27 protein-coding genes are annotated in these 20,429 nt (G+C 38.0%); 5 read left to right on the top strand and 22 right to left on the bottom strand.

Annotated elements, in window-relative coordinates; all coding sequences use genetic code 11:
• Positions 1-166: 166 nt before the first annotated feature.
• The 22 genes from ETU10_RS07405 to ETU10_RS07300 all read right to left on the bottom strand — a co-directional run bounded on the left by ETU10_RS07405 (position 167) and on the right by ETU10_RS07300 (position 16,273).
• The gene (locus ETU10_RS07405; RefSeq protein ID WP_146311081.1) at positions 167-1,018 is read right to left on the bottom strand and encodes a DNA adenine methylase; all 852 of its coding nucleotides are present in this window, start codon (positions 1,016-1,018) and stop codon (positions 167-169) included.
• A gap of 141 nt (positions 1,019-1,159) precedes the next feature.
• A complete protein-coding gene (locus ETU10_RS07400; RefSeq protein ID WP_146311079.1) occupies positions 1,160-2,974 on the bottom strand; it encodes a hypothetical protein in 1,815 nt (604 codons plus the stop codon).
• A 14-nt stretch (positions 2,975-2,988) separates the two neighbouring features.
• Positions 2,989-3,789: a hypothetical protein gene (locus ETU10_RS07395; RefSeq protein WP_146311077.1), complete on the bottom strand. Its 801-nt coding sequence runs from the start codon at positions 3,787-3,789 to the stop codon at positions 2,989-2,991.
• Positions 3,790-3,791: 2 nt separating this feature from the next.
• Entirely contained in the window at positions 3,792-4,265 is a 474-nt protein-coding gene (locus ETU10_RS07390) for a hypothetical protein (RefSeq protein ID WP_146311075.1), read from the bottom strand.
• Entirely contained in the window at positions 4,255-5,118 is an 864-nt protein-coding gene (locus tag ETU10_RS07385; RefSeq protein ID WP_146311073.1) for a nucleotidyltransferase, read from the bottom strand. The genes ETU10_RS07390 and ETU10_RS07385 overlap by 11 nt, the downstream gene beginning before the upstream one ends.
• A gap of 1 nt (position 5,119) precedes the next feature.
• On the bottom strand, positions 5,120-5,431 hold the full coding sequence (locus ETU10_RS07380) for a hypothetical protein (RefSeq protein ID WP_146311071.1): 312 nt from the start codon (positions 5,429-5,431) through the stop codon (positions 5,120-5,122).
• Positions 5,409-5,765 carry a hypothetical protein gene (locus ETU10_RS07375; protein WP_146261287.1) on the bottom strand — a complete coding sequence of 119 codons (357 nt, stop codon included), beginning with the start codon at positions 5,763-5,765 and terminating at the stop codon, positions 5,409-5,411. Before ETU10_RS07375 ends, ETU10_RS07380 begins: the two co-directional genes overlap by 23 nt.
• The gene (locus tag ETU10_RS07370; protein ID WP_146261288.1) at positions 5,762-6,043 is read right to left on the bottom strand and encodes a hypothetical protein; all 282 of its coding nucleotides are present in this window, start codon (positions 6,041-6,043) and stop codon (positions 5,762-5,764) included. The genes ETU10_RS07375 and ETU10_RS07370 overlap by 4 nt, the downstream gene beginning before the upstream one ends.
• Positions 6,044-6,046: 3 nt before the next feature.
• Positions 6,047-6,235 (bottom strand): hypothetical protein, encoded by a 189-nt coding sequence (locus ETU10_RS07365; RefSeq protein ID WP_146261289.1) that lies wholly within the window; start codon positions 6,233-6,235, stop codon positions 6,047-6,049.
• Between the two features lie 10 nt (positions 6,236-6,245).
• Positions 6,246-6,779 (bottom strand): hypothetical protein, encoded by a 534-nt coding sequence (locus tag ETU10_RS07360; RefSeq protein WP_146311069.1) that lies wholly within the window; start codon positions 6,777-6,779, stop codon positions 6,246-6,248.
• Positions 6,776-7,777, bottom strand: a complete 1,002-nt coding sequence (locus tag ETU10_RS07355) for a hypothetical protein (RefSeq protein WP_146311067.1) — start codon at positions 7,775-7,777, stop codon at positions 6,776-6,778. Before ETU10_RS07355 ends, ETU10_RS07360 begins: the two co-directional genes overlap by 4 nt.
• Positions 7,774-8,409, bottom strand: a complete 636-nt coding sequence (locus ETU10_RS07350) for a DUF6046 domain-containing protein (RefSeq protein WP_146311065.1) — start codon at positions 8,407-8,409, stop codon at positions 7,774-7,776. The genes ETU10_RS07355 and ETU10_RS07350 overlap by 4 nt, the downstream gene beginning before the upstream one ends.
• A 10-nt stretch (positions 8,410-8,419) precedes the next feature.
• Positions 8,420-10,663 (bottom strand): phage tail tape measure protein, encoded by a 2,244-nt coding sequence (locus ETU10_RS07345; protein WP_146311063.1) that lies wholly within the window; start codon positions 10,661-10,663, stop codon positions 8,420-8,422.
• Positions 10,664-10,672: 9 nt separating this feature from the next.
• On the bottom strand, positions 10,673-10,906 hold the full coding sequence (locus tag ETU10_RS07340) for a hypothetical protein (RefSeq protein WP_146261294.1): 234 nt from the start codon (positions 10,904-10,906) through the stop codon (positions 10,673-10,675).
• A 14-nt stretch (positions 10,907-10,920) separates the two neighbouring features.
• Entirely contained in the window at positions 10,921-11,223 is a 303-nt protein-coding gene (locus ETU10_RS07335; protein WP_146261295.1) for a hypothetical protein, read from the bottom strand.
• A gap of 11 nt (positions 11,224-11,234) precedes the next feature.
• A complete protein-coding gene (locus tag ETU10_RS07330) occupies positions 11,235-11,591 on the bottom strand; it encodes a hypothetical protein (RefSeq protein WP_246118439.1) in 357 nt (118 codons plus the stop codon).
• An 88-nt stretch (positions 11,592-11,679) separates the two neighbouring features.
• The gene (locus tag ETU10_RS07325; RefSeq protein ID WP_146311061.1) at positions 11,680-12,918 is read right to left on the bottom strand and encodes a DUF2586 family protein; all 1,239 of its coding nucleotides are present in this window, start codon (positions 12,916-12,918) and stop codon (positions 11,680-11,682) included.
• Between the two features lies 1 nt (position 12,919).
• Complete coding sequence (locus ETU10_RS07320; protein ID WP_146311059.1) at positions 12,920-13,273, bottom strand: hypothetical protein; 354 nt, start codon at positions 13,271-13,273, stop codon at positions 12,920-12,922.
• Complete coding sequence (locus ETU10_RS07315) at positions 13,270-13,734, bottom strand: hypothetical protein (protein WP_146311057.1); 465 nt, start codon at positions 13,732-13,734, stop codon at positions 13,270-13,272. The genes ETU10_RS07320 and ETU10_RS07315 overlap by 4 nt, the downstream gene beginning before the upstream one ends.
• A complete protein-coding gene (locus ETU10_RS07310; protein WP_146311054.1) occupies positions 13,731-14,141 on the bottom strand; it encodes a DUF5675 family protein in 411 nt (136 codons plus the stop codon). The genes ETU10_RS07315 and ETU10_RS07310 overlap by 4 nt, the downstream gene beginning before the upstream one ends.
• An 11-nt stretch (positions 14,142-14,152) precedes the next feature.
• On the bottom strand, positions 14,153-15,148 hold the full coding sequence (locus tag ETU10_RS07305; RefSeq protein WP_146311052.1) for a hypothetical protein: 996 nt from the start codon (positions 15,146-15,148) through the stop codon (positions 14,153-14,155).
• A 42-nt stretch (positions 15,149-15,190) separates the two neighbouring features.
• On the bottom strand, positions 15,191-16,273 hold the full coding sequence (locus ETU10_RS07300; RefSeq protein WP_146311050.1) for an ATP-dependent Clp protease proteolytic subunit: 1,083 nt from the start codon (positions 16,271-16,273) through the stop codon (positions 15,191-15,193).
• A 193-nt stretch (positions 16,274-16,466) separates the two neighbouring features.
• Between ETU10_RS07300 and ETU10_RS07295 the strand changes: the two genes are divergently transcribed.
• From ETU10_RS07295 to ETU10_RS07275, 5 genes are all read left to right on the top strand, one after another.
• Positions 16,467-16,967 (top strand): hypothetical protein, encoded by a 501-nt coding sequence (locus tag ETU10_RS07295; RefSeq protein ID WP_146311048.1) that lies wholly within the window; start codon positions 16,467-16,469, stop codon positions 16,965-16,967.
• Positions 16,968-16,986: 19 nt separating this feature from the next.
• Positions 16,987-17,238, top strand: a complete 252-nt coding sequence (locus tag ETU10_RS07290) for a hypothetical protein (RefSeq protein WP_146311046.1) — start codon at positions 16,987-16,989, stop codon at positions 17,236-17,238.
• Between the two features lie 307 nt (positions 17,239-17,545).
• A complete protein-coding gene (locus ETU10_RS07285; RefSeq protein ID WP_146311044.1) occupies positions 17,546-18,760 on the top strand; it encodes a hypothetical protein in 1,215 nt (404 codons plus the stop codon).
• Positions 18,757-19,182, top strand: a complete 426-nt coding sequence (locus ETU10_RS07280) for a phage protein Gp36 family protein (protein WP_146311042.1) — start codon at positions 18,757-18,759, stop codon at positions 19,180-19,182. The genes ETU10_RS07285 and ETU10_RS07280 overlap by 4 nt, the downstream gene beginning before the upstream one ends.
• A gap of 1 nt (position 19,183) precedes the next feature.
• Positions 19,184-20,413, top strand: a complete 1,230-nt coding sequence (locus tag ETU10_RS07275; RefSeq protein WP_146311040.1) for a phage portal protein family protein — start codon at positions 19,184-19,186, stop codon at positions 20,411-20,413.
• Positions 20,414-20,429: the final 16 nt, after the last annotated feature.

Here is a 20,429-nt window from a genome sequence, read left to right as displayed (position 1 = left end):
TGAAATGTAAGCTAAAAAAACTTCACACACATTTATATAACAATACAAAAAGCCTCAATTTTTGAGGCTTTTTTAGTGCTAATTATTTGGTAAAAAAGAAAATAAACCGTATCTTTATAGAGTATTATGAAAGTGTAAGTACTATACTTTTAAAGTACATTTAAGCCTAGTTTAAACATGGATTAAATATTTTGTTCTGGTCATCAAAAGTAACATAAGCCATAAAGTCCTCCCGATGGTTTTTACCTGAAACAGAGACTCTTTTAGTTTGGTACACATAGCTAAACCCGAATAAATTTAACAGCTCTATACTGTCTTTTTCTACCATATTGAAGAAAATAAAATCATTTTGTAACTGCTTCATTAGGTTAAGTAATTGAATAGTTTCACATAAGCCAAAGAAAGTCTCATTATTGTATTGTTTTTGTGCACTATTTAAATAAGGAGGGTCTAGAATTATTAAGGTATTTCTATCCTCGGGGTGTGTGTATTTCTTTATAAAGTCTTTGTAATCCAAACTATCTAACTGTATGTTATTTAGGTTTTCATAAAAAAACCTATCCTGTTCGGTAGATAGTTCATTAGTGAAGTACTTAAAATCTTTTATATTTAAAACTCCAGAGCTTCTTTTAGCACTAAATACAAAATTTTTAGCCAGATATTTAAGCATGCTTTTATTATCTTGTATATCCACAATTAGCCTTTGCAGGGTTTCTTGTTTATCTTTAGGTAGGTAGTTTTTAGATTTAACAAAACCTAAGTCTATTAATTTCTTTACTAACTGTTCTTTGTAGGTTAAATGCTTATCAAAATCTTTAAAATATTGGTCATAATCGTTAGCTACTGCCTCTTTTATAAGGTCGTGGTATTTAAGATTATTGGAGATACAACAACTACCTCCAAAGGGTTCTATTACTCTCTTATAATTCCTATCTTTTATTAATTCTTCAATTTCTTTTATTCTTCCTACTTTGGAGCCGGAAAAGGCTAATTTTAATAAGTTTTTTTTAGTTTCCATTTTTTTTTAATTTTAATATGTAATTTTGTATTCCTACGCAAAAGCAGAATACTACCAACGAAAGGCTTACTGCCCCCAGTTTGTGGAGTATTTTGCTTTACTTTTTTTGCGTAGGAACTTAAAAAGGAAACTGGGGTTTTTTTACCCTATCTCAAAAATTATGGTCTGATGAAAATTGTACAAAGCACCTACAGGAGTACTCATGCCTGCGGAAGCTCCATCGGGTGGTGTTGTAAGCTCAAATAAGCCACTATCTGCCGTATTTTTAAAGGAAAGCCAAGCCATGTCTAATTTTCCATTTTTATCTCCATAACAAGCTATATCCATATATTCAATCACTTTTGAAAATTTTAATCCTCTAGGCAATTCTAATTTTATAGTTTTGGAAAGTGGGGTTTTATTGGCAAATTTGTAACAGCCTTTAAGTATTAGGGTTGCGGTTTTTCCATTTAAAAATAATTCAGGAAACAATTGGAAATTATCTTCGTTAAGGGAATTATCGGAAGGCATTTCGCAAAGAAATTCTGCAAAGGAATAATAAATGATGTCGTTATTTTCGGTTGAGTTTTGGAGGCTTTTTACGCCAACTTTGCCCTCTGCATCTACTACCAACATTTTATTAGGCTCAAAGGCTGCTTCACTTTCGGACAATTCTTTATCAGCATCGGGGGTATATTGCGGATGAAGAATTAAATTTCCTGAAACTTTCAGCCATCTTTCTTTAAAATCCCCATAAATCAAAGGAAATATCCAAGGATCTTCCGGGCGTCTGGCATGAATGATTAGTTTATTAGATAAGTTAAAATTTTCTGGGATTGGTGCGTAAGCTCCAATAACAACTGAAGCATTGCCAAATACTTGTCTGTATTCCGTGGTTATGCCTGCGCCCAAAAAGGTATTGTATTCGCCATGATTCAAAAAATAATAGCCTGATTTATAGCCAATGGCTATGTTTTCTCGACCGTACAACATACTGTACAAAGACCACTTCCCAAGGGTTACATTACCTCCACTGGTTAGCTCGGTTAATCCTGTAGGATCGTTGGTAGTTTTATAAGGAGTGCCTAAGTATTTATTCATCGCTGTTGAGCCTATAATGGTTTCATCGGATAAAATACTTGCTTTTTGGGCAACTCCATGCCCTACTGCAACATTATAACCGTTGGAAGTAGTAGCTCTTTTAGCAGCATCACTTCCTATAACTACATCAACAAAGGTAGTTGTAAAAGATGCGGCGGCTTGAGTTCCAATAATTACCGCATAACCACCACCTTTTAAATTAGCGCCTGCGGTATTTCCTATGGCAACAATTCTTTCTTTGTAAGTGCCTTGGCTACCGTCAAAAAGAGCTAGGGAATTTTCACCGATGGCAGTAAGGTTATTCCCGATTTCTGCTAATTTACCTAAAGCAGATTTTCCTAATTTGAGGTTCCCGCTATTATCCGCCCCTAAAGTAGCTCCTTTTATAATTAACTCTTGGTCGGTTGTATTTCCATTAGTGGTTACTTGTTGCAAGGTCTGATCACCACCCCCTGAGTTTTTACCTACCAATTCTTTGATTTTATCAATGGAATAGGTATTAACGCTTCCTTCTTCTAACTCGTCATCAATTAATTCAGAAGGTTGTACTTGATCGATCAATTCGGCTATTTTTTCAGAGGAATAAGTAGTTGCATCGCTTGCTTCGCTATCATCAATTAAGCCTTCTAAATAGGTTTGTAGATTTTCTACCACCGTTTTGTCTGCTTTGGCTTCTAGCTCTTTGAGCAATCTATCTACGGTGGCTTTATCGGCTTTATCGGCTAAAATGCTGTTGATGTTTTCTATTACCTCTAAAGGTATTTTTTCATCTTTATGCCAATAGCTATCCATCCATGCCCAAAATTGTTCTTGGGTGGGTTTTTCGTTATTTTTAAACCAATATTTTAAAGTGCTTTTATCTGTTATTTCTGCCATTTTATTTTTTTTAGTTATCCTACAAATTCAATAAAGTAAACCACGCGATAGGGGTTCATTATGCTGAAGGCTTGGGAACCTCCGGTATAGCCGGTGGTTCCTCCCGATTTATCGTATCCGGATATAAATTTAGCTTTACCATCGGAATATATAGGAGCGCCGGAAGCGCCTTCGTGTGTATGTGCGGGCATTTCTGCGATGCTTAGGGTCTTCTTTTTTAAACCACCTGTTTTGCCTAGAGGATAAAAGTCGGCATCATTCGGGTTTAAACCAATGGGTATGCGCCCGCGCCAGTCGGTTACTTCTCGCCATCCCATAGGTATTTCATTGGCTGGTTTATTCCAAAAAACCATAGCACCCCCGGTTTGGAATACGGCGTTTTTTTTCTCTAAAGTAGCCACCCGAAGGGCTAATTGTTCTAAAAGGGTTTTAAAGGTATCCTCCAGATTATTTAAAACAGGAACTCTTTTAAAATCCGCCCATTTATAGGAGGTTGCTCCGGTGCCAAAACTTATATATCTTTTGTTTAGTACTACTTTAGCTTCTCCATTTTCAAATTCTTTGGCTATTTTCTCTTCAAAGAGGGTAACATTTTCCTGTTTTATTCCTGCTTTAAATTCAAAAATTTCGTTGTCTATTTGTACCACGCCATCGGTTATTTGGTTGCCGTTTTCCTGACATCCGGAGATAATGGAAAGATTTCCCGTCATGGCTCCTAAGCCATTTAGTAAATGGGCAAAGGCTTGTTGTATGTCGTCCAGGCGGTTAGTGGTTAGGGGATAACCGCCTGCATTGTTATATTCTAATTTATTCATTTTTAAAGGTCTTCTAAGGGTTCAATTCTATATCTTTTACTAGCCAGTTTATAGTAGTCTATGAGGGCGATCATTTCGTAATTGTTTTCGTCTAATAACTCTAAGGGTACGAGAACTAAAAAATCAGCTCCATTATCTTCAAAATCTACATCGCGCCGTAGATACATCGTACCTAAGTACTTTTCTTTTTTTTCTGCTTCGGTGTAGATATACTGGGGTTTATAGCGTTGCGATCCCGTTATAATAATTCGTCGTTCTATAGGGTCAAAGCGATCATTTAAAACTTTTCGTAAATAGCATACCTGCCCGGTATGTTGGAGTTTATAAAGGCTGTTGTTCCTTAGTTTCTGCCAATTATACAGGGTAGTTTCTAAGGGCTTTAGCAAACTAATCAGATAACTTATAGAAAAATTATTTCGTAAGCCCGGGGGCATAGTTAAAACTGCCAATTTTTTAAGGTTTGGGTTATACCACATAATTTATATTTATTAGGTTTTTGCCTTCCGTATCTTCCGTAGTGAAATAACCGCTCTCGGGAATTACCGACATTTCGATGATTTGAGGAGTGTTGTATTTCCCAGTGGTTGGGTCTAGCCAAGCCGAAGCGGCATAGGTTATTTTTATATCGGTCACTCCGGTAGTTAGTTGCAATTGGTCGGTTAGCTTGGAAAGTTGCAGCTCTCCATTAAAGGGCAATTCTTTTAAAAACTGACGAATGGTTGCTTCTACCGGGCGAATAATTCCATTAACCGGAGCTATGGCATTGCCCTGGGCATCCAAAACCAAGGGGTCTCTTCGGATGGTTATGGATAAGCTTAGCTCGTCGGGTAAGTAATTAATAACTGTAACTGCCACCCCAGCATATTTAATTTCTTCTAAATAATAGGTAAAGGCTTCCAATTCTGCTTCGTTAATAGGGGTTAGTTTATCCCCGGTTTCGGTGGCTATTTTTATAATAAGCCTGCTTTGAGTAGTGGCTTCGGTAACCGCAGAATATTTAATGATTTTGGAATTTTCGATTTCCTCTTCTGTATAATTCTCATTGTTGAAATCTTCCAAATCAGGCAACAAATCAAAACCATATTGAAAAGCAAGAGCTTTGTTTCTATACCATTTTAAGGAGCCTTTTTTTTGCTCGGCAATGGTGGTGTTTATTTCTTCTGTATGGGCATCAAAAAGCAACTCCAGGTTAAAAATAACATAGGCAACCACATAGGTAAATAATCGCCAAATAGACGCCTTGGAGGTGCTATTTAACACTTTTAATGCTTCGTGCTTTTCTTTTTCTTCCAGTATGGAATTTTGTATTTCGGTTATTGTTCGTGCCATATTATTCTACTTTTGCTTTTGCCATGAAGTTTACATTAATAATCATTTCGCCTATTCCATCCTGATCAAAAGGCAGCATAAAATCATCGGTTACCGAAGTGGCAGGAAATAAGCCTTTTTGTTGGTAATAGGAGGCGATATCCGAGTTTTTGTATTTACTTTTCTCAGGTAGTATTAACTTTTCTCCGGCGGTTAACTCATCGGTTAGGCTTCTTTGGTTGGTAAAGGCTATTGCAAAGGCTGCTTCGGTGGTACCTAAATACTGCACTGCCAAGTCTAAAAAAGACTGGTTATTTAGTACGGTTACTGTCATCTTTTAATTGGTTTTCCAGTTCTTTAATTCTTTTTTTTAGTTCGCTGTTTTCACGCTCCAACATCGTTATTTTGCTTTTTAGCATGGCTATTTCATCTTGTAAAAGTTTTTCTTTTCCGGTATATAACTGTTCAATATCCAGGTATTTTTTTTCATAGCGAGCGGAAAGGTCATCCAGTAAGCTTTTGTAGTAGTCAGCAAATTTTATTTCGTTATCTATTTCAGCCGATTTTAACTCTACATTCTGCTTTCTTCTTCCAAATAACCAACCGCCAATTCCAGCGATAACAACACTTAAAAATTCGCCCAGGTAAGAGGTTAAAAATTCTTTCATATGGTGGTTTTTATGGTGGTTTGTATTTTATTTTTTAGTTCTGCATATTCTTTATTATCTAGGGAAAGTTGCAATTTTACCCGCTTTTCTATATCTAACTTAGAGGCTTTACTGTTTACCAGCTGGTATAAATTCGCTCCTATTATTGGGTGTTCTTTCCATTCGCCCTGGTTGCTTTCCAATAGTAAGGCAATTTCCTGCATTTCACTTTCTCCGATTCTAAAATCACCATTGAGCACTTGTATTCGGCGGGTTTCATCTAATAAAATATCTTTCATTTTTTAAACTACTTTTCCATTTTGCAAGGCTCCTCCGTTGGGAGGACATATTCCTTGCACTTTTCCGCTTTTCACATATTTTTCTATCGCATCCGCCAGTTTTTGAACGGCTTCTTCTGTATTGCTTTTGCCCTCATTATTTAAGTTCATCAGGGCTTTTAAATCTTCTATTAATCCTGCTTTATCTAACATGGTTTTTAAATTATTTTAAAAGGGTGTTTAAACGTTGTTTAATGGTTCCGGTTACCTCTTGTTTGATTTTTGAAATTACCGGAGTGTTGGGGCTGGTACCTATGGCTACTTTTATTTTATTGATTTCATCGGCTAATTTTCCAAATTGTTCGATGTAATCGCCTAGGATTTGGTATAAATTTTCGCCCTGGCTGGAAAGCTGAAAACCTTCGGGATTTATCACCCATTGACTGCTGCCTGAGGTATAAACCACTTCTTCCACTTGTTCACTATCCAGCAAAAAAGTAAGAGGAGTTTGGTTTTCTATTACCCCCAATAAAACCGGGCTACCTACTTTGGGTTTTATCTGTAAACTTCCTAAGCCTAACAGAACCTTATAAAATGGCAGTTCGTTTGATACTCCAATCGCTGTCATCGTTTTATTTTCCCAATCTACCTCTTGAGTAATAGCCCAATAGGTTTGAATAGGTACTAAAGCTCCTGCCTGTATTTTTAAAAGGCTCCTTAGTTCGGCTTTGGGGTTTTGTCTGTTCTCTATATTCATTTCTTTTCGCCTATTTGAAATCCTAATTTGATATCCTGTCTGTAGCCGGATTTGGAGAAACTTTTGTTTACTCCTTCAATGCCGAAAGTGCCATTTCTCTCTTCATAGAGATTGCTTACTAATTTTACTTTTTGTCCGAATTGTACGGAAGGGATTCCCAAGGCGGTAAAGCTTCCCTCCATACCATCCTGTTTAAAGCGGTCGTAGTCTTTTTTTACCAGAATTTCCAAGTCTTTTTTGGTAATGCCGGGGTTGTGGTAGGTTAGGGTGTTTACGGTGCCGTCAGAATCGCCAAATTCAACTTCTATCTTTTTACCTTTTCCCAGATTGCAAATTCCTTTAATTTTGATTCGGATGTCTTCTTTACGACGGTAATTCAACTGCTGGTCTACGCAATTGCGCTCTAAGTGAAAAAGGATAGGTTCTTTATCCGTTTGGGTTTGGTAAATAGAACCTACTTCCAGTACCGGTTTACCATCAACCAAACGAAAATAGCTGTGGATATTCCAATCGGTTTTTAGTTTGTCTAAGACTGCCCCTAAATTGGTTTTGGAAAACATAACCTGTCCTAATTGAGCATCGTAGGTAATATTTACGGTGTATTCGGGGTTGGGTAGTAATTTTTCTATTAAATTTTTTAGAGTAATCCCCGGACTGGAAAAGTTTACCTCCTTTTTCTTTAGGTTATACATTTCGTCTTCCAGTTTAATGCTAATCGGAAAATCGGCACTTACCTGAGTAATGTAGCCTATAAACTCTAAGGTTAAAGCCCCATTGTAGCCTAAGTATATTTCTACTTTATCGCCTTTTCTAAAAACCTCCTTTATTTTATTACGATCAAAATATTTAACCTTTCGGGCGATGATTATTTCCGAATTTTGCGTTAAGTTGGTGTAAGAGGTTTCGATTTGTACTTCGGACACCGTGTAAAGGGTTAGCTTTTCTTTACGACTATCATTAGGAAAAAATATTAATTTACAATTCATTCCTAGCGTCATTCGGATAGTGTTTTTTCGGTTAATACTAATTCCAAGGCTTCGTCTGAGGAGGCTGTAATAGTAAAAGGTATCGTTCCCGGCTCTGCTTCCAACTGCCCTAGTTCTATGCTTTCTATGGCTAAGCGGTGAATGTTTTTGGAGGTAAAAAGTATTCCGTCTACCTCGATGGAATCTGCCAGCTCCTCAAATTTTAATAAGTTTTCTATTTGATCTTGGGCTTTGTTATTGGGTTCGTCCATAGCATATCCCCGAAAACTGATAACCCAATCATCCATGCCGTAAATTTCTTTTACGGTTCCATTAGCCCCCAACATATCGGTTTTGATGATGTTTTTTGCTCTTCTGAATTCTATCAATGTAACCAGCGGAAGCTGAAAATCGGGTAGGCTTATACTGGTTAACTCTCCATTTGCTTTGTATTTTCTGTATTCACCTGCTTTAAAAGTGGTAGGGGCTACAATGGGAGTACCTAAATAGCTCAGTTTTAAGATTTCCTCTTCCTCTTTTAGCGTTACATCGGGGAATATTATTTCCGCAGGCAGTTGTTTATTTAACCGATAGGGAAAATAGATCGGCAGATTGTACCCGAATAATTTTTGTAAGGCTTTTGATACATAATAACGTGCGTCCATCTTTTTTCTTTTAAATAGTTGCTAATCCATCGCGTAAGCCGTCGTTAATCTGAGTAATGACTTTGTCGGCAAAGCTTCTGTCGTCCGAAGAATTTCCGCGAGTAAAATAGTTGTTGATGGTTAGATTTTGTGTAATGGTTTTGCCTCCTCCGGAGCCTCCGCTAATGCTTAATCCATTTTTTGAATTACTGCCCTTTTTGTTCCCTTTTTTGTTTCCTCCTCCGGAAAAAGAAGAACTATAATCATCCAGGGTTGGGGTTAGTGGATCCGCGGTGATTTTTTCTACTATTCCTTTTTGTGGTCGTAAACCATTTTTTAACCGATCTGCTTGTATGTCTTGACGTATAAGGTTTTGTAAATCTCTTTCCTTGTTTTCTTTGGTTTCCTTAGCCGCGTCATATTTAGGAAATACTCCTAGGTTAACAATATCTAAAACCACATGTCCTGCTTGTGCTATTTTACTTTTTCTATCAATTTCATCACTCCATTTCTTCTCCTCTAATTTTGCGAGTTCAACCTCTTCTGCTGTTTTTGCGATTAATTTTTTTCTGCCTTCTGTTAAGGCATTATTATAAATTTCCTGGGTTAGTTGTTCGGTGGTTCTTCGCAATTGATCTGTAAGAATAATCCCATTTTGTAACGAAGACTGATAACGAGAATCTTCTTTGATTAATTCACCCAAAGCTTTTTTACGATCTACCAATGAGTTTTTTTCATTGGTGGCTATTTCGGTCAGCCTTTTTAGTTTCGTTATTCTTTCGGTTGTACTTTGAATGGCATATTTATTCAATTCCTCATTGATTCGCATTACAGATGCCTGTTGCTTAAAGGCTTCGGTGCTTTCTATGGTATCTTTTCGTATTTTATAAATCATCGCGCCTAAGGCAGCAAGTGAGGCGATAAACGCTCCAATAGGATTAGCCACCATTACCAGATTCCATGCCCGTTGGGCAATGGCTGCCGCCTTGGTAGCTCCGGTTTGGATTAGGGTTACCCGCCCTAAGGTTTGCACCAAAGAAATAACCCCCATTGCCTGAGTAGAAAAAGTACCTAAAGTTTGTAGGTAAGGAGCAAAAGTACCAACCGAGGTGGCTACCTTGCTTTGTATATCGGCTATAATTCCCTTTATTCCCGCCCCTGCCTGTTTTACCGAAGGAAGATTTTCCAGGTTTAAGTCCATGGTAGATAAACCTAAAATAAACTCTTTGCCCGCATCTTCTCCGGCGGCTTTAAAAATATCGGCAAGTACTTTTTGTTGTGCCTGGGAAGAAGCTCCTTTCATCTTTTCCGAAATAAGCTTAGCTACATCCATGGTAGTTTTGCCCTTTAAGTCTTTTCCGGAAATACCAATACCCTGTAAGGCTTCTACCTGTGGTTTATCCATTTCTCGCAGGGCTAAATTCATTTCCTTAATGCTATCTATCGCCTTATCGGAATACACCCCTTGTTTGTTTGCCTGAGCTATTAAGGCAATGGATTCACTGGCGGATAATCCCGCCTCTTTAAGCTGTTTGGGATATTCTTTTAGGGAATCCAACATTTCTTTGTTGATGTTACCCCCTTTTTCGTAGCCTTTTTGCATTAAGGCAAGCATTTCCTCATAAGAACCTCCCCAAGTAGCTTGCATGGAATGTGCTGCTCGGGCTATATCTTCGTCGTTTTCATTGAATACCACCCCTAGCTTATGAACCTTACTGGTTAGATCGTCCAAGCCCTTGCCGGAAATACCTGTCATTCTTTCTATTTCGGTACGTGTAGCTACAATGGGTTGGGTAAAATCTAGCATGGAAGAAACCTTGTCTATTATCTCCATGGTTTGGTTAACACCTGTCATCATCCCAGTTAAAGATGTTGGGCTTTTTTTCGCATTGGCTATGTCCTCTAAATCTTTTTCCAGTGTTTGGGCGTCTTCTAAAGTTTCTTTTAACTGTTCTTGCAAGCTCTGTAAGGCTCTTTTGGATTCAGACAAAGGCTTGGAAGCGTTTAGTTTTTGAGTGCCGGGTGCGGCTTTTTCGTAGGCTTTTTCTAACTCTTTTACCTGCTTCTCGTTTTCCTTAATTTGTTTTTCTAATTCCTTATGATGTTTTTTGGTATTGGTTAGTGCCTGTTGGGTTTGTTTTTCGGACATTACTATACGCTCGTTGCTTTTATCCACTACCTGTGCACACTCTTTCACGGACGCCATAATTTCTTTTACTGGCTTCGAGGCTCTGTCGATAATGGATAATATCCAAGAGGTTTCTTTGTCTGACATGGATTGGTTTTAGTTTTTCCCGTATAGGGTGTTTACGATGTGATATAAGGTATTTTTAATGTTGATTTCTAAGGTTTCTAATTCCGCTTTTCGGTCTTCGGCTTCCAATTCGTATATATATCTGTATTCTTCTACTAATTTTGCCCAGTCTTTTAAAGGGAGATTATCGGGGTCTTTTATTCCATATTTCAGGCGCAGGATGGCATTCCATTTCCGAAACTCAAAGCCCTTATCTTCGGGCAATAACCGATAAAGGCTTAAAGCTTTTTTGCTTCGGACTTGTAATTGCCTACTTCGTCTTTAATATGGGCTAAAAGAGTGGTGTATACTTTGCCATTTTTTTCGATGAGTTCCAAGTCTCCGTATACTACACAGTTATTAATTAACACTTTTGATACTTCTGCGGTGTTAGTTTTTTCGTCTGAAATAATATCTATAACTGTGCGGGTGGGAGGCTTAATTATATACGTTTTTTTATTTCCTTCTACCTCAATATTTACTTGGGTTAGAAAGTCGCCATGTCGGGCTTTTAAATCTTGGATTTCTGCTTCGGTTATCATATATTTATTTTTTAAATTACTATATCCCAACCAATGTGGGTTATGATCAACGTATACTGAATGGAAATCGTTCCATCCTCGTTGGTTATTTCTACCCCATCGTTGGTAAATTCAGCGTTGTATACGCGGTCTCTTTGAATGTAACCACTTGGGCGAGCATATTCTACCGTTATATCGAACATAGCGATATCTTGTATTCTTGCCCCCGGTACCAAAGCCGCTTTAAGGGCGTCTACTTCCTCTTTGTATAGGGTAAGGCTTGCTTCGGCGGAATATTTTTTATATCCGCGTCCTACCGGCATACGCCCAGCACCGTATGCATTTACTTTTTCGTGGTTGTCTTTATAAGTTAGAGAGGTTATCCCCACTACGTCGCGACCTAAAAGATTGACGGTTACGTTATTCCATCCGGTCATAACGCCGAAATTGTTTACTAAGTGATCTGCATTTGCCATCTTATTCTATATTATTGGTTAATCCTAAATCCACATCAAACTCATGAGCAATGTCGTCGGTTACTACTACCGCTCTTATTTTTACGGGATTGTCTTCGTTCACTACTTGGTTGTTATCTATGCGTACCTGATAGCCGGAAATATCATTGTTAATTTGCATTTGCTCCAGAGCTTTGGAGGCGGCTCCATGCCATGTGGCAATGGTGGTAGATTTTATATAACCAGTGGAAGGGTCTTTTTTTACCTTTCCTTTTACATAGGGTAATAAGCTTTGTCTTATCGCTCTTTTGGCGGCATTCCATACCCGATTATTTTCAATGGTAGAAAAATCCGAGGCTTTTTCTATACAAGTGGTAGAAGCGGAAAAAAATAAACCGGCAAAGCCTTCGTAACCGGCTATAAATACATAGCCTTTTTGCATTAGGGTTTTTAAATCGGTTTTGCTTAGTTCACTTAAGAGAGTACCATCACTTAAGGCAGAGGACAACCAACGAGAAGAAGCACTATCGGTTAAAGGATAAGAGGTAGTAGCCCTGGAGTTGGCGGGTTTATTTTCGATGTTTACCGATCCCATATTTTCAGAGATTTTTCGGATTGCCAACATACCTAAAGCAGAGCCTATCGCCGAATAATTAGCATAAGCTTCCTCTAAAGAAGCAACCGCGGGGTCTTGTCCTATAATTACCGTAATATTGGGAGCGGCTTTTTCTCTTAGGTTAGGTAAATCGTTTACTTTAAATGCTTCGCCTAATGTGGGTTTACCTTCGAGTAAAACAAAATCAAGGTCGCGATTTTCTTTGGTAAATTCATCTACCAAGTTTTTTTGTATTGCATCTATATTTAGAGTTTCCAAGGTTTCTGAAAATCCACAAAAGCCTAGACCTTTAATATCCGAATTTGCCCGAATGGCAGGAATGATAACCTCTATGGCTTTTTCGATACTTTCGGAGGTAGTGGGAATAAAATAAACCACTGCCTCGGGAGCTAAGCGAAAGATTTCAGAAATATGATAATGCACCAACAGCTTATGATTCGCATCAAAAGACTCGTTAAACCCTTGGGCTTCCAAGTCTTCTATCTGCAATAATTGCAGGGCTTTGTTTTCTTTTATCTCAGGTAGTAAGGCTAAGGTATCGGCGGAAATATAACCCACCAATCCTACATAAGAATCGGTAGTGCCGTTACCACGCCCTAAGCCTCCTTGTAATTTATTTACATTTACACCAGTTAGTTGTGCCATATTAGTTATTTAGGGTTTCTTTGTGTTTTTCTAAGGCTTCTATAAGAGTGGCTTGTTTTTGATTTTCTACTTCCAAGCCTAAGCCTTTTACCATATTTTTAAGCTCAGGGTAAAGAAGTGTATTTACATCTTCCGTTGTCTTTAATTTTTCCGCCCAGTCTTCGCTGGCTTCTGTTGTAGTAGAGCCATCTTTAAGGAAAACATAAACACTAAGTTCTTTTTTAGATCGGGCGTGTAATTCTGCTCGGTTTTTATCTAAAAAAAACTGCCCGTCGGAAGTTCCGTAGACTTCTTTTTGTTTGTATTGCTCCAGGAAGCTTTGGGCTTCCCAGTTTAATTCTTCTTTGCTTTTCATTTTTTTATTTTTATTATTAAGGCACCTACTATAAATACTACAGATAAGCCTCCGAACCATGCTAAGCATTTAGCTAAGAAAGGCACATAACGTACTTCTTGTATCTGGGTTTCTGTTATTACTGTTTCCAGGGTTTCTTTTTGCAACTCCTGTTTTATTTTAGCGGCTATTTGTAAAGAATCGCATTCACAATCGGCTACGATATTTCCATCTTTGTCTTTGTATAAACTTTGGGTTGCATTTTTGTTTTTAGATACCCGGGGTTTTTCGCTTATATTTTCTACCGAGCTAGTTACCGATGCGGTTGCTTTGTCTGTTACCAGAATGGTATCTCGGTAAGTGCTTACTTTTTCTACGATTAGGGTATTGATTTCAGTTTTATGGCTCGGTTGGGGTTTACGTGAACCACAACCGAGAAAAATAAAACTGAATAGAGTTACTAAGGGAATTAGAACTTTCATCCTTTTTTTATTATTAATTCAAAGCCTTTGGGGGCTAAACCCAATAGTCTATTTAAGGCTACTTTAGAGTGTACCACATCTAAATAGCCATCTTTATTGATATCTGAATACGCAGTACCTACCAGTATACAGCCTTGTATGTCGGTGTAATAATTGCCTGCATGAATGAGAATGTAACTTCTTGGTTCGGTAGGCACGACATGAAAATGCTTTTTAAACTTAGCCGAAGTACGAGGGTTTACCTGGTAAATTCCCTCCGGAATACAACTTACTCTTAGTTGGTTGTTTTTCCAGGGAAGTTCTAAGGTTTTGCACTTATAAATTAGCTGGTTTTGGTTGTTATACAACTCCAGCTCGCCTAAGGTTTGTACCTTTTCAAACTTTTTACGGGTTATAACTGCTTTCATAATTATTATTTTTAAGCATCTTTACCGGACACTAAAGCGGCTTGTCCTTCGTCCTTAATTGCTACACAAATAAAATATAGTCTGAACCCTAAGGTATTTTTACGATACTCGGGGTCATCTTCTTCGGCTCTCATAAATCTTTTTACACTTCCTGTTGCTTTGGCTGTATTATTTTTGAAAAAAGCAACCGAAGCGGTGCGCCCGGTATTCAAGCTCTCGAAAGGTAATTTTTCTAAACTATCATTGTATTCGGGAGTATCTAAAGATTCGTAGGTGGTAAAACCATAGTAGGATTTAGAGATCACCCCATCTATGGCATTTTGGTACTGGGTTTTAAAATTTCTATCTTCCTCTAGTAAATCAGCCACATGGTCGGAACATAAAACTAAAACTCTTCCTTTTTTAGGTACTGCTAGTTTATCCAGGGCTTTTTTAAGATTAATGACATCTTTGGAGGTTAGTTTTTTGCGTCCGTTTTCGTCTGCATCTCCGGTAGTTTCTAAAATAGGCGTTTGGGAGGTTTTTTTATCCGGCGAAATGGAATACAAGGCATGGGAAGCGGTTTTGTCTTCCAATTCTTCCCGGTGCTGCACCTGTACATCGCTTAATTTTTCATAAGCCAAAGCATAAAGTTCATCTGCGGTAACCTCTGTATTTTCGGTTTCATATTTATTTAAAGATAGGGTCACATAGTCGTCTTCTCTTTTGTTGGAAACAATGGGGTACACCTGATTATTAATTAAAACATTGGGGGCGGCACCTTGTTTAGGGACTTTAATAACATCGTTATTAACCCAATTTTGTTTGGATTTTATTTCCTGTAACCAGGTGTTTTCATGTCTGAATTTTTTGATCAGCTCTTTTTCTGCCACTTCGTTTTTTAGTTGTTTGCCTGCTAAGGGTAAACTCATGGCTGTTATAGCTGTTTCCTTATGGGAAGGTAAAGCGAATAAAAGGACAGCCACCAGCAAAAATGCCAGGCTAAAAATTAGGGTTTTGTTTTTCATGGGTTTTTATTAGGTTTTTAAGGTTTTTAAGGTTTTTCTTTTTTAAGAGCCGTAATACTCCTGGTTTAGTCGTAGGAAATTTTGAGGGTCTTTTACTTCCATTTCTGCTAAGGCTTTGGGGTCTTTTTCTATATAGTCATCCAACGTCCAGGAAGCGCGGGCAGCATTTATTTTTTGTTGTTGCTGTGGGTTTAGCTGAGAACTAAGAGCCTGAGGAGTAGGCAAGCTGCTAATAACTGCCTGGGTAGCATTAAAATCGGCTTCTGCTAAGATTTGGTAGGTTGCTTTTTGTTCAGCAGTAATTTTCTTGTCTAAGATTGCCTGATTTACTAAGGCTTCTGCATTTGTTTTTTTAAGAGCTTCGGCTTGAGCTTTGGTCTGCTCTGCCTGCTCTGCTTTTTGACGGTTGTCTGCAATTTTTTCTGCAATTTCTGCATCAGTAGCATCGGTGGCTAAGCCTAAGGAGGCTATGAGTTGTTTTCTATCCATGGTTGTTTTATTGGGTTTTTCTTTTATTAAATGTGGAATGTGTGGAGCTCCACATGCTTCAAGTATTGCCAGGCTTTCGGCAGTGACTTTTTCGGGTTCCTCTATAATACGGTCAATTAATCCTAAAGCTAAAGCCTCCTGTGCCGTCATCCAATAATCCCCATCTTTCCATAAGGCTTCGATTTCTTCTTCTGTTTTTTTCATTTTGGAAGCATAGGCTTTTTTATAGTCAGCAGTAGTATTGATTAGAAGCTTTAAGTCCGCTTGTATTTGGGTTACATTTCCATAAGTGCCTAACATTGGCTTATGGATCATGAATTGAGAGTTTGAAAAGGCAGAAGTGGGGTACTTAGCCACTAATTTAGTGGCGGCTGAGGCTGCTAATGCTCCGACGGTAAGGTTTACTTCTTCCAATTGATCTAGGGCGTTTTCAATTTCCGTCTCTTCGAATGTACTTCCCCCTTGTGAGTTTATATATACTTCTGCCTTTTTAACTCCTTGTTTTATTAGGTCTTCTACTATTTTTCTTACCACCGAAGAAGAACTGGTGTCAGAATATTCTGAAATTCTATCAGTTATTCTTATTTGTCCGATACTTTTTTCTACTGAGGCGGTTATCTGTAGTGTACTTTTCATTTACATTATAGTTCTGGCTTTGGATTATTAAAATTTGTTTTGCAAAATTCCGACAGAGCTAGCGCAATAGAAAAAAGCCATTCCAAAACGTCTGAAAATCTCCGACGTTTTATCCGTAAATCTTCGACGTTTTGGAATAGAAAAATGGTAATGAACTACCATTGAAAGACCTTTGCAATAGTAAAATTCAAGTATGGCAAAGGAAGCAGAAAAAAAACGAGCCTATGATTATTATGTAAACCAAGGTAAAACCGCCAAGGAAACGGCAGGACTTTCCGGAGTAACAGAAAAAACCATTGGCGAGTGGATAAAAAAAGGAAACTGGAAGGGATTACGACATACTAAGGCTAATTCTAAGGCAGAGAGACTTACCAATATTCAACAGATAATAGACTCTCTGGCAGAAGACCGCATACAGGTACAGAGAGATATATCCAGTGAATTAGAAAAAGAAGAGCCGAATAAAACTTACATTAATGATTTACGCCGACAGGCAGTTTCCATATCAGACGAAATATCTAAATGGAATAAAACCCTCACCAATTTTGATAAGGAAAATAAGATTTCTTTATCGGTATACATTGAGGTAATGAATGACATTTTTGATAATCTTAAAAAATACGATCCGAAGATTTTCGCTTCTACGGTAGACTTTCAAGAGGAACACTTAAACACTATTTCAATTAAATACTAATATAAAAACCTTTTAAACCATGTTTAAACTTATTTTAAATCTACTATGTAATCGTGCAAACAAAAGACGTTGGCAAATGGAATTAGGAACCTATTTACTACGCCAGGGTGTGCAATGGAAAATTGGCGATCCGGTGCAAGTACCTAATGGGCGAAACAAGGTATGCACCATGTGGATTAACAACCTTTTTTATGATTTTCAGAAAAACCACATTCAACATTCTTTAACTTCTAAAAAACCATTCAGAAAAGAAAGTGAGAAAAGAGGATAAAAAAGCCTTAGAACGTTACCGTAAAAAACTAGAGCTTTCCAAGCAGTCGGTACATATTAATCCTTTTGAAACCGATAAGGAAAGAAAAGAGGCAATCGAACGTTCGAAGAAAGATATCCTTTATTGTGTAGAACGTTATTTTCCTCACTATGCCAAATATCCTTGTGCGGATTTTCATTTACAATGGGCAAAGCTGGTTAAAAAAGATAAGAACTTTGTAGGCTTTTGTAAATGGGGGCGTGGACTGGCTAAATCGGTATGGAATAATATTTTTATTCCTTTTTGGCTTTGGCTGAATGGGGAAAATATGTATTTCGTGCTGGTTGCTGTGAATGAAAAAAAAGCCCGTCAATTGTTAGAAGATTTACGGGCTGAATTTGAAATCAACCCTCAAATTATTGCTGATTTTGGCGAGCAGGTAAAATTGGGAAGCTGGGAGGAAGAACTTTGGATAACCAAAGGTGGGTTTATTGGGCAAGCTATGGGATTCGGACAAAGTTGTCGAGGGCTTCGGGTAGGAGCACAACGTCCTACCTATTATAATCTGGACGACTTAGAAACCCGCCAAACGATAAAAAGCGAAAAACGACAAGATGAAATGGTCGAATGGGTAGAGGAAGAATTGTTACCCTCTATGGATTCGCCCGAAGATACTGAACGACTTTTGTTTTCCAATAACTGGTTTGCTCCGGTAATGTTTTTAAAAAAGTTAGCCAAAAAACACCCCGACTGGAAGGTACACGAGGTAAAAGCGTATGACTCCACTACTTTTAAACCTACTTGGGCAGGTAAATATACCGCCGATTATTACCGTGCCAAGGCTAAAAAAATGGGTATTACTTCAGCGGATTCTGAATACAACCATAAAGCTGTTTTGCGAGGAGGAAAGGTTTTTAAAGCTGAATATATACAATGGGCAAAACTACCCCGTATCGACCATTTTAAAGCCATTTGCGCCCACTGGGATATTGCCTATGCAGGCAATGAAACTTCCGATTATAATGCGGTGCGGATTTGGGGCTTGTATAAAAATGATTTTTACTACATCGACAGCTTTGTAAAACAAACCAAAATGAAGCCAGCGGTTAAATATATGATTGCCATTGATAGGGAAATGAAGGCAAAAGGCATTGAAATTATTTGGCGGGCAGAGGCACAATTTTGGAATGATGAAGTAGAAAGAACCATTAAAGAAGCTTGCAAAGAAGAAGGAAATTACCAACTGTCTATTACCTTGGTTTATGATAAAAACCACAAGTACACCAAGATCATTGCTCGTTTAGAAGCCCGTTACCAAAATGGACGGATTTATTATAACGACAAAAAACAAAGCCATAATGACACCCAAATAGGCTTACAACAATTGTATGGAATAAGCCCCGGCTATTCTTCACATGATGATGCCCCCGACGCAGATAGTGAAGCCGTTGAATATTTATCTAAATATATAACCAATAACTCTGATAGTGACGATAACGCTTATTTACAAGGAAGTTACCAACCCAAGCACGAAAGAATATGATATACCTAACTAGAGATTACCTGAATACCTTTGCTTTTGAAAAATTAATTGATGAAAGTATAAACGATTATGAACCAATTTTAGACAATATAGAAGCTTCCAGCATCGAGTTAATTAAAACCTATTTAAGCGGTGTTTTTGATATTGATAAAATTTTTGACCCGGAAGCACCTATACAAAACGAACTACTGAAAAGTATTTTGGCTAAATTGGTGCTTTATGGTATCGTTCGTCGCAATGCTGCCCGAAAAGTACCCACGGATTATAAAGAAGAATACGAATGGGCAATTAAGCAATTGGAAAATATCAATTCAGGCAAACTTAATCCGGGAGGCTTACCTCCACTAACGGATGAAAACGGAAATACCCTAGAGTCTACCACCCTGATAGGCAATTTGTCTAATTCTAATTTTTATATTTAACATGAGCAAAAAACGAAGACATAACCGACGCCCAGCCATTCAACAACCCCAAGCCCAAGCAGAGAAGAAAAGCAATTATTTGTCTTCTCTTTTGGTGCCACAAGAGATAAGCATCCACGCTAAAAGTATTAACGATTATAAAATAGCGGTTGCCCTGGCTTTGGATAATTCAAACCCGGACCGCTCTCCTTTGGCTGCTTTGTATGATAATTTGTTGTTGGATAACCATGTAGCTTCGGTAATAGACAGCCGTATTTTATACAGCCAACGAAGCCCCTTTAAAATCATAGATGATAAGGGAAATGAAAATGAAGAGTTGAGTTGGTTGTTGGAACGTAGTTGGTTCGAAGAATTAATTCGTTTGGTGTTATTTTCAAAATTTCAGGGAACTACCTTACTGGAATTGTACGAAACCAATGCAGAAGGGGAATTAGCAACCACCACCGAAATACCCCAATCACATTTTAATGCTACCAAGGGGTTAATCTTAAAAGAACCGGGAGCCACCAATGGTTGGCAATATAAGGAAGGGATTTTTAAAAACTATTATGTACAGATAGGTAAAGACCGAGACTTAGGTATATTAGAGCGATTGGCACCTATGATACTAGCAAAAAAAATAGGTTGGGGTGCTTGGATGGATTTTATTGATAAATACGGGGTGCCTCCTTTATTTATTATTACCGATAGGGAAGACAATAGCCGTTTGCAACAACTCTATTCCTCGGCTATGGCTTTTAAAAGCAATTCATTTTTAATTGGAAGGGGGAATGAAAAGTTTGAAGTAGGAAGTACCCACACGGGAAATTCTAAAGATACTTTTGATGTTTTTATTGAGCGCGCCAATGACGAGATATCCAAGCGTATTTTAGGTGGTTCCTCGCTTACTGACCAAAAAACCTTTGTGGGGTCGGCGCAAATCCAATACCGCTTAGCCGAAGACCGATACAATGCGGATAAAATCTTTTTTAAGAATATTTTCAACTCCTTTATTCGTCCGCGTTTAATCAATCTTTCGCCGATTTATGCTCCTTTGCAAAATCATTATTTTGAGTGGGATAACTCGGAAGTTCGCACCGCTGACGGAGTTGCTGACCTAGTGGTAAAATTAAGCCAGGCAGGTTATGTGCCGGATCCTGAATTTGTAGAGCAAGAAACGGGAATAAAATTACTGGGATTGAAAGAAAACGCGATCGTAAAACCCCAACCGGAAGCCGAAAAAAAAAAGTAGCTACTAAGTTAACTGC

This window comes from Apibacter muscae, from assembly GCF_007845595.1.
Classification (GTDB): Bacteria; Bacteroidota; Bacteroidia; order Flavobacteriales; family Weeksellaceae; genus Apibacter; species Apibacter muscae.
This window is presented reverse-complemented; position numbering and strand designations above follow the sequence as displayed.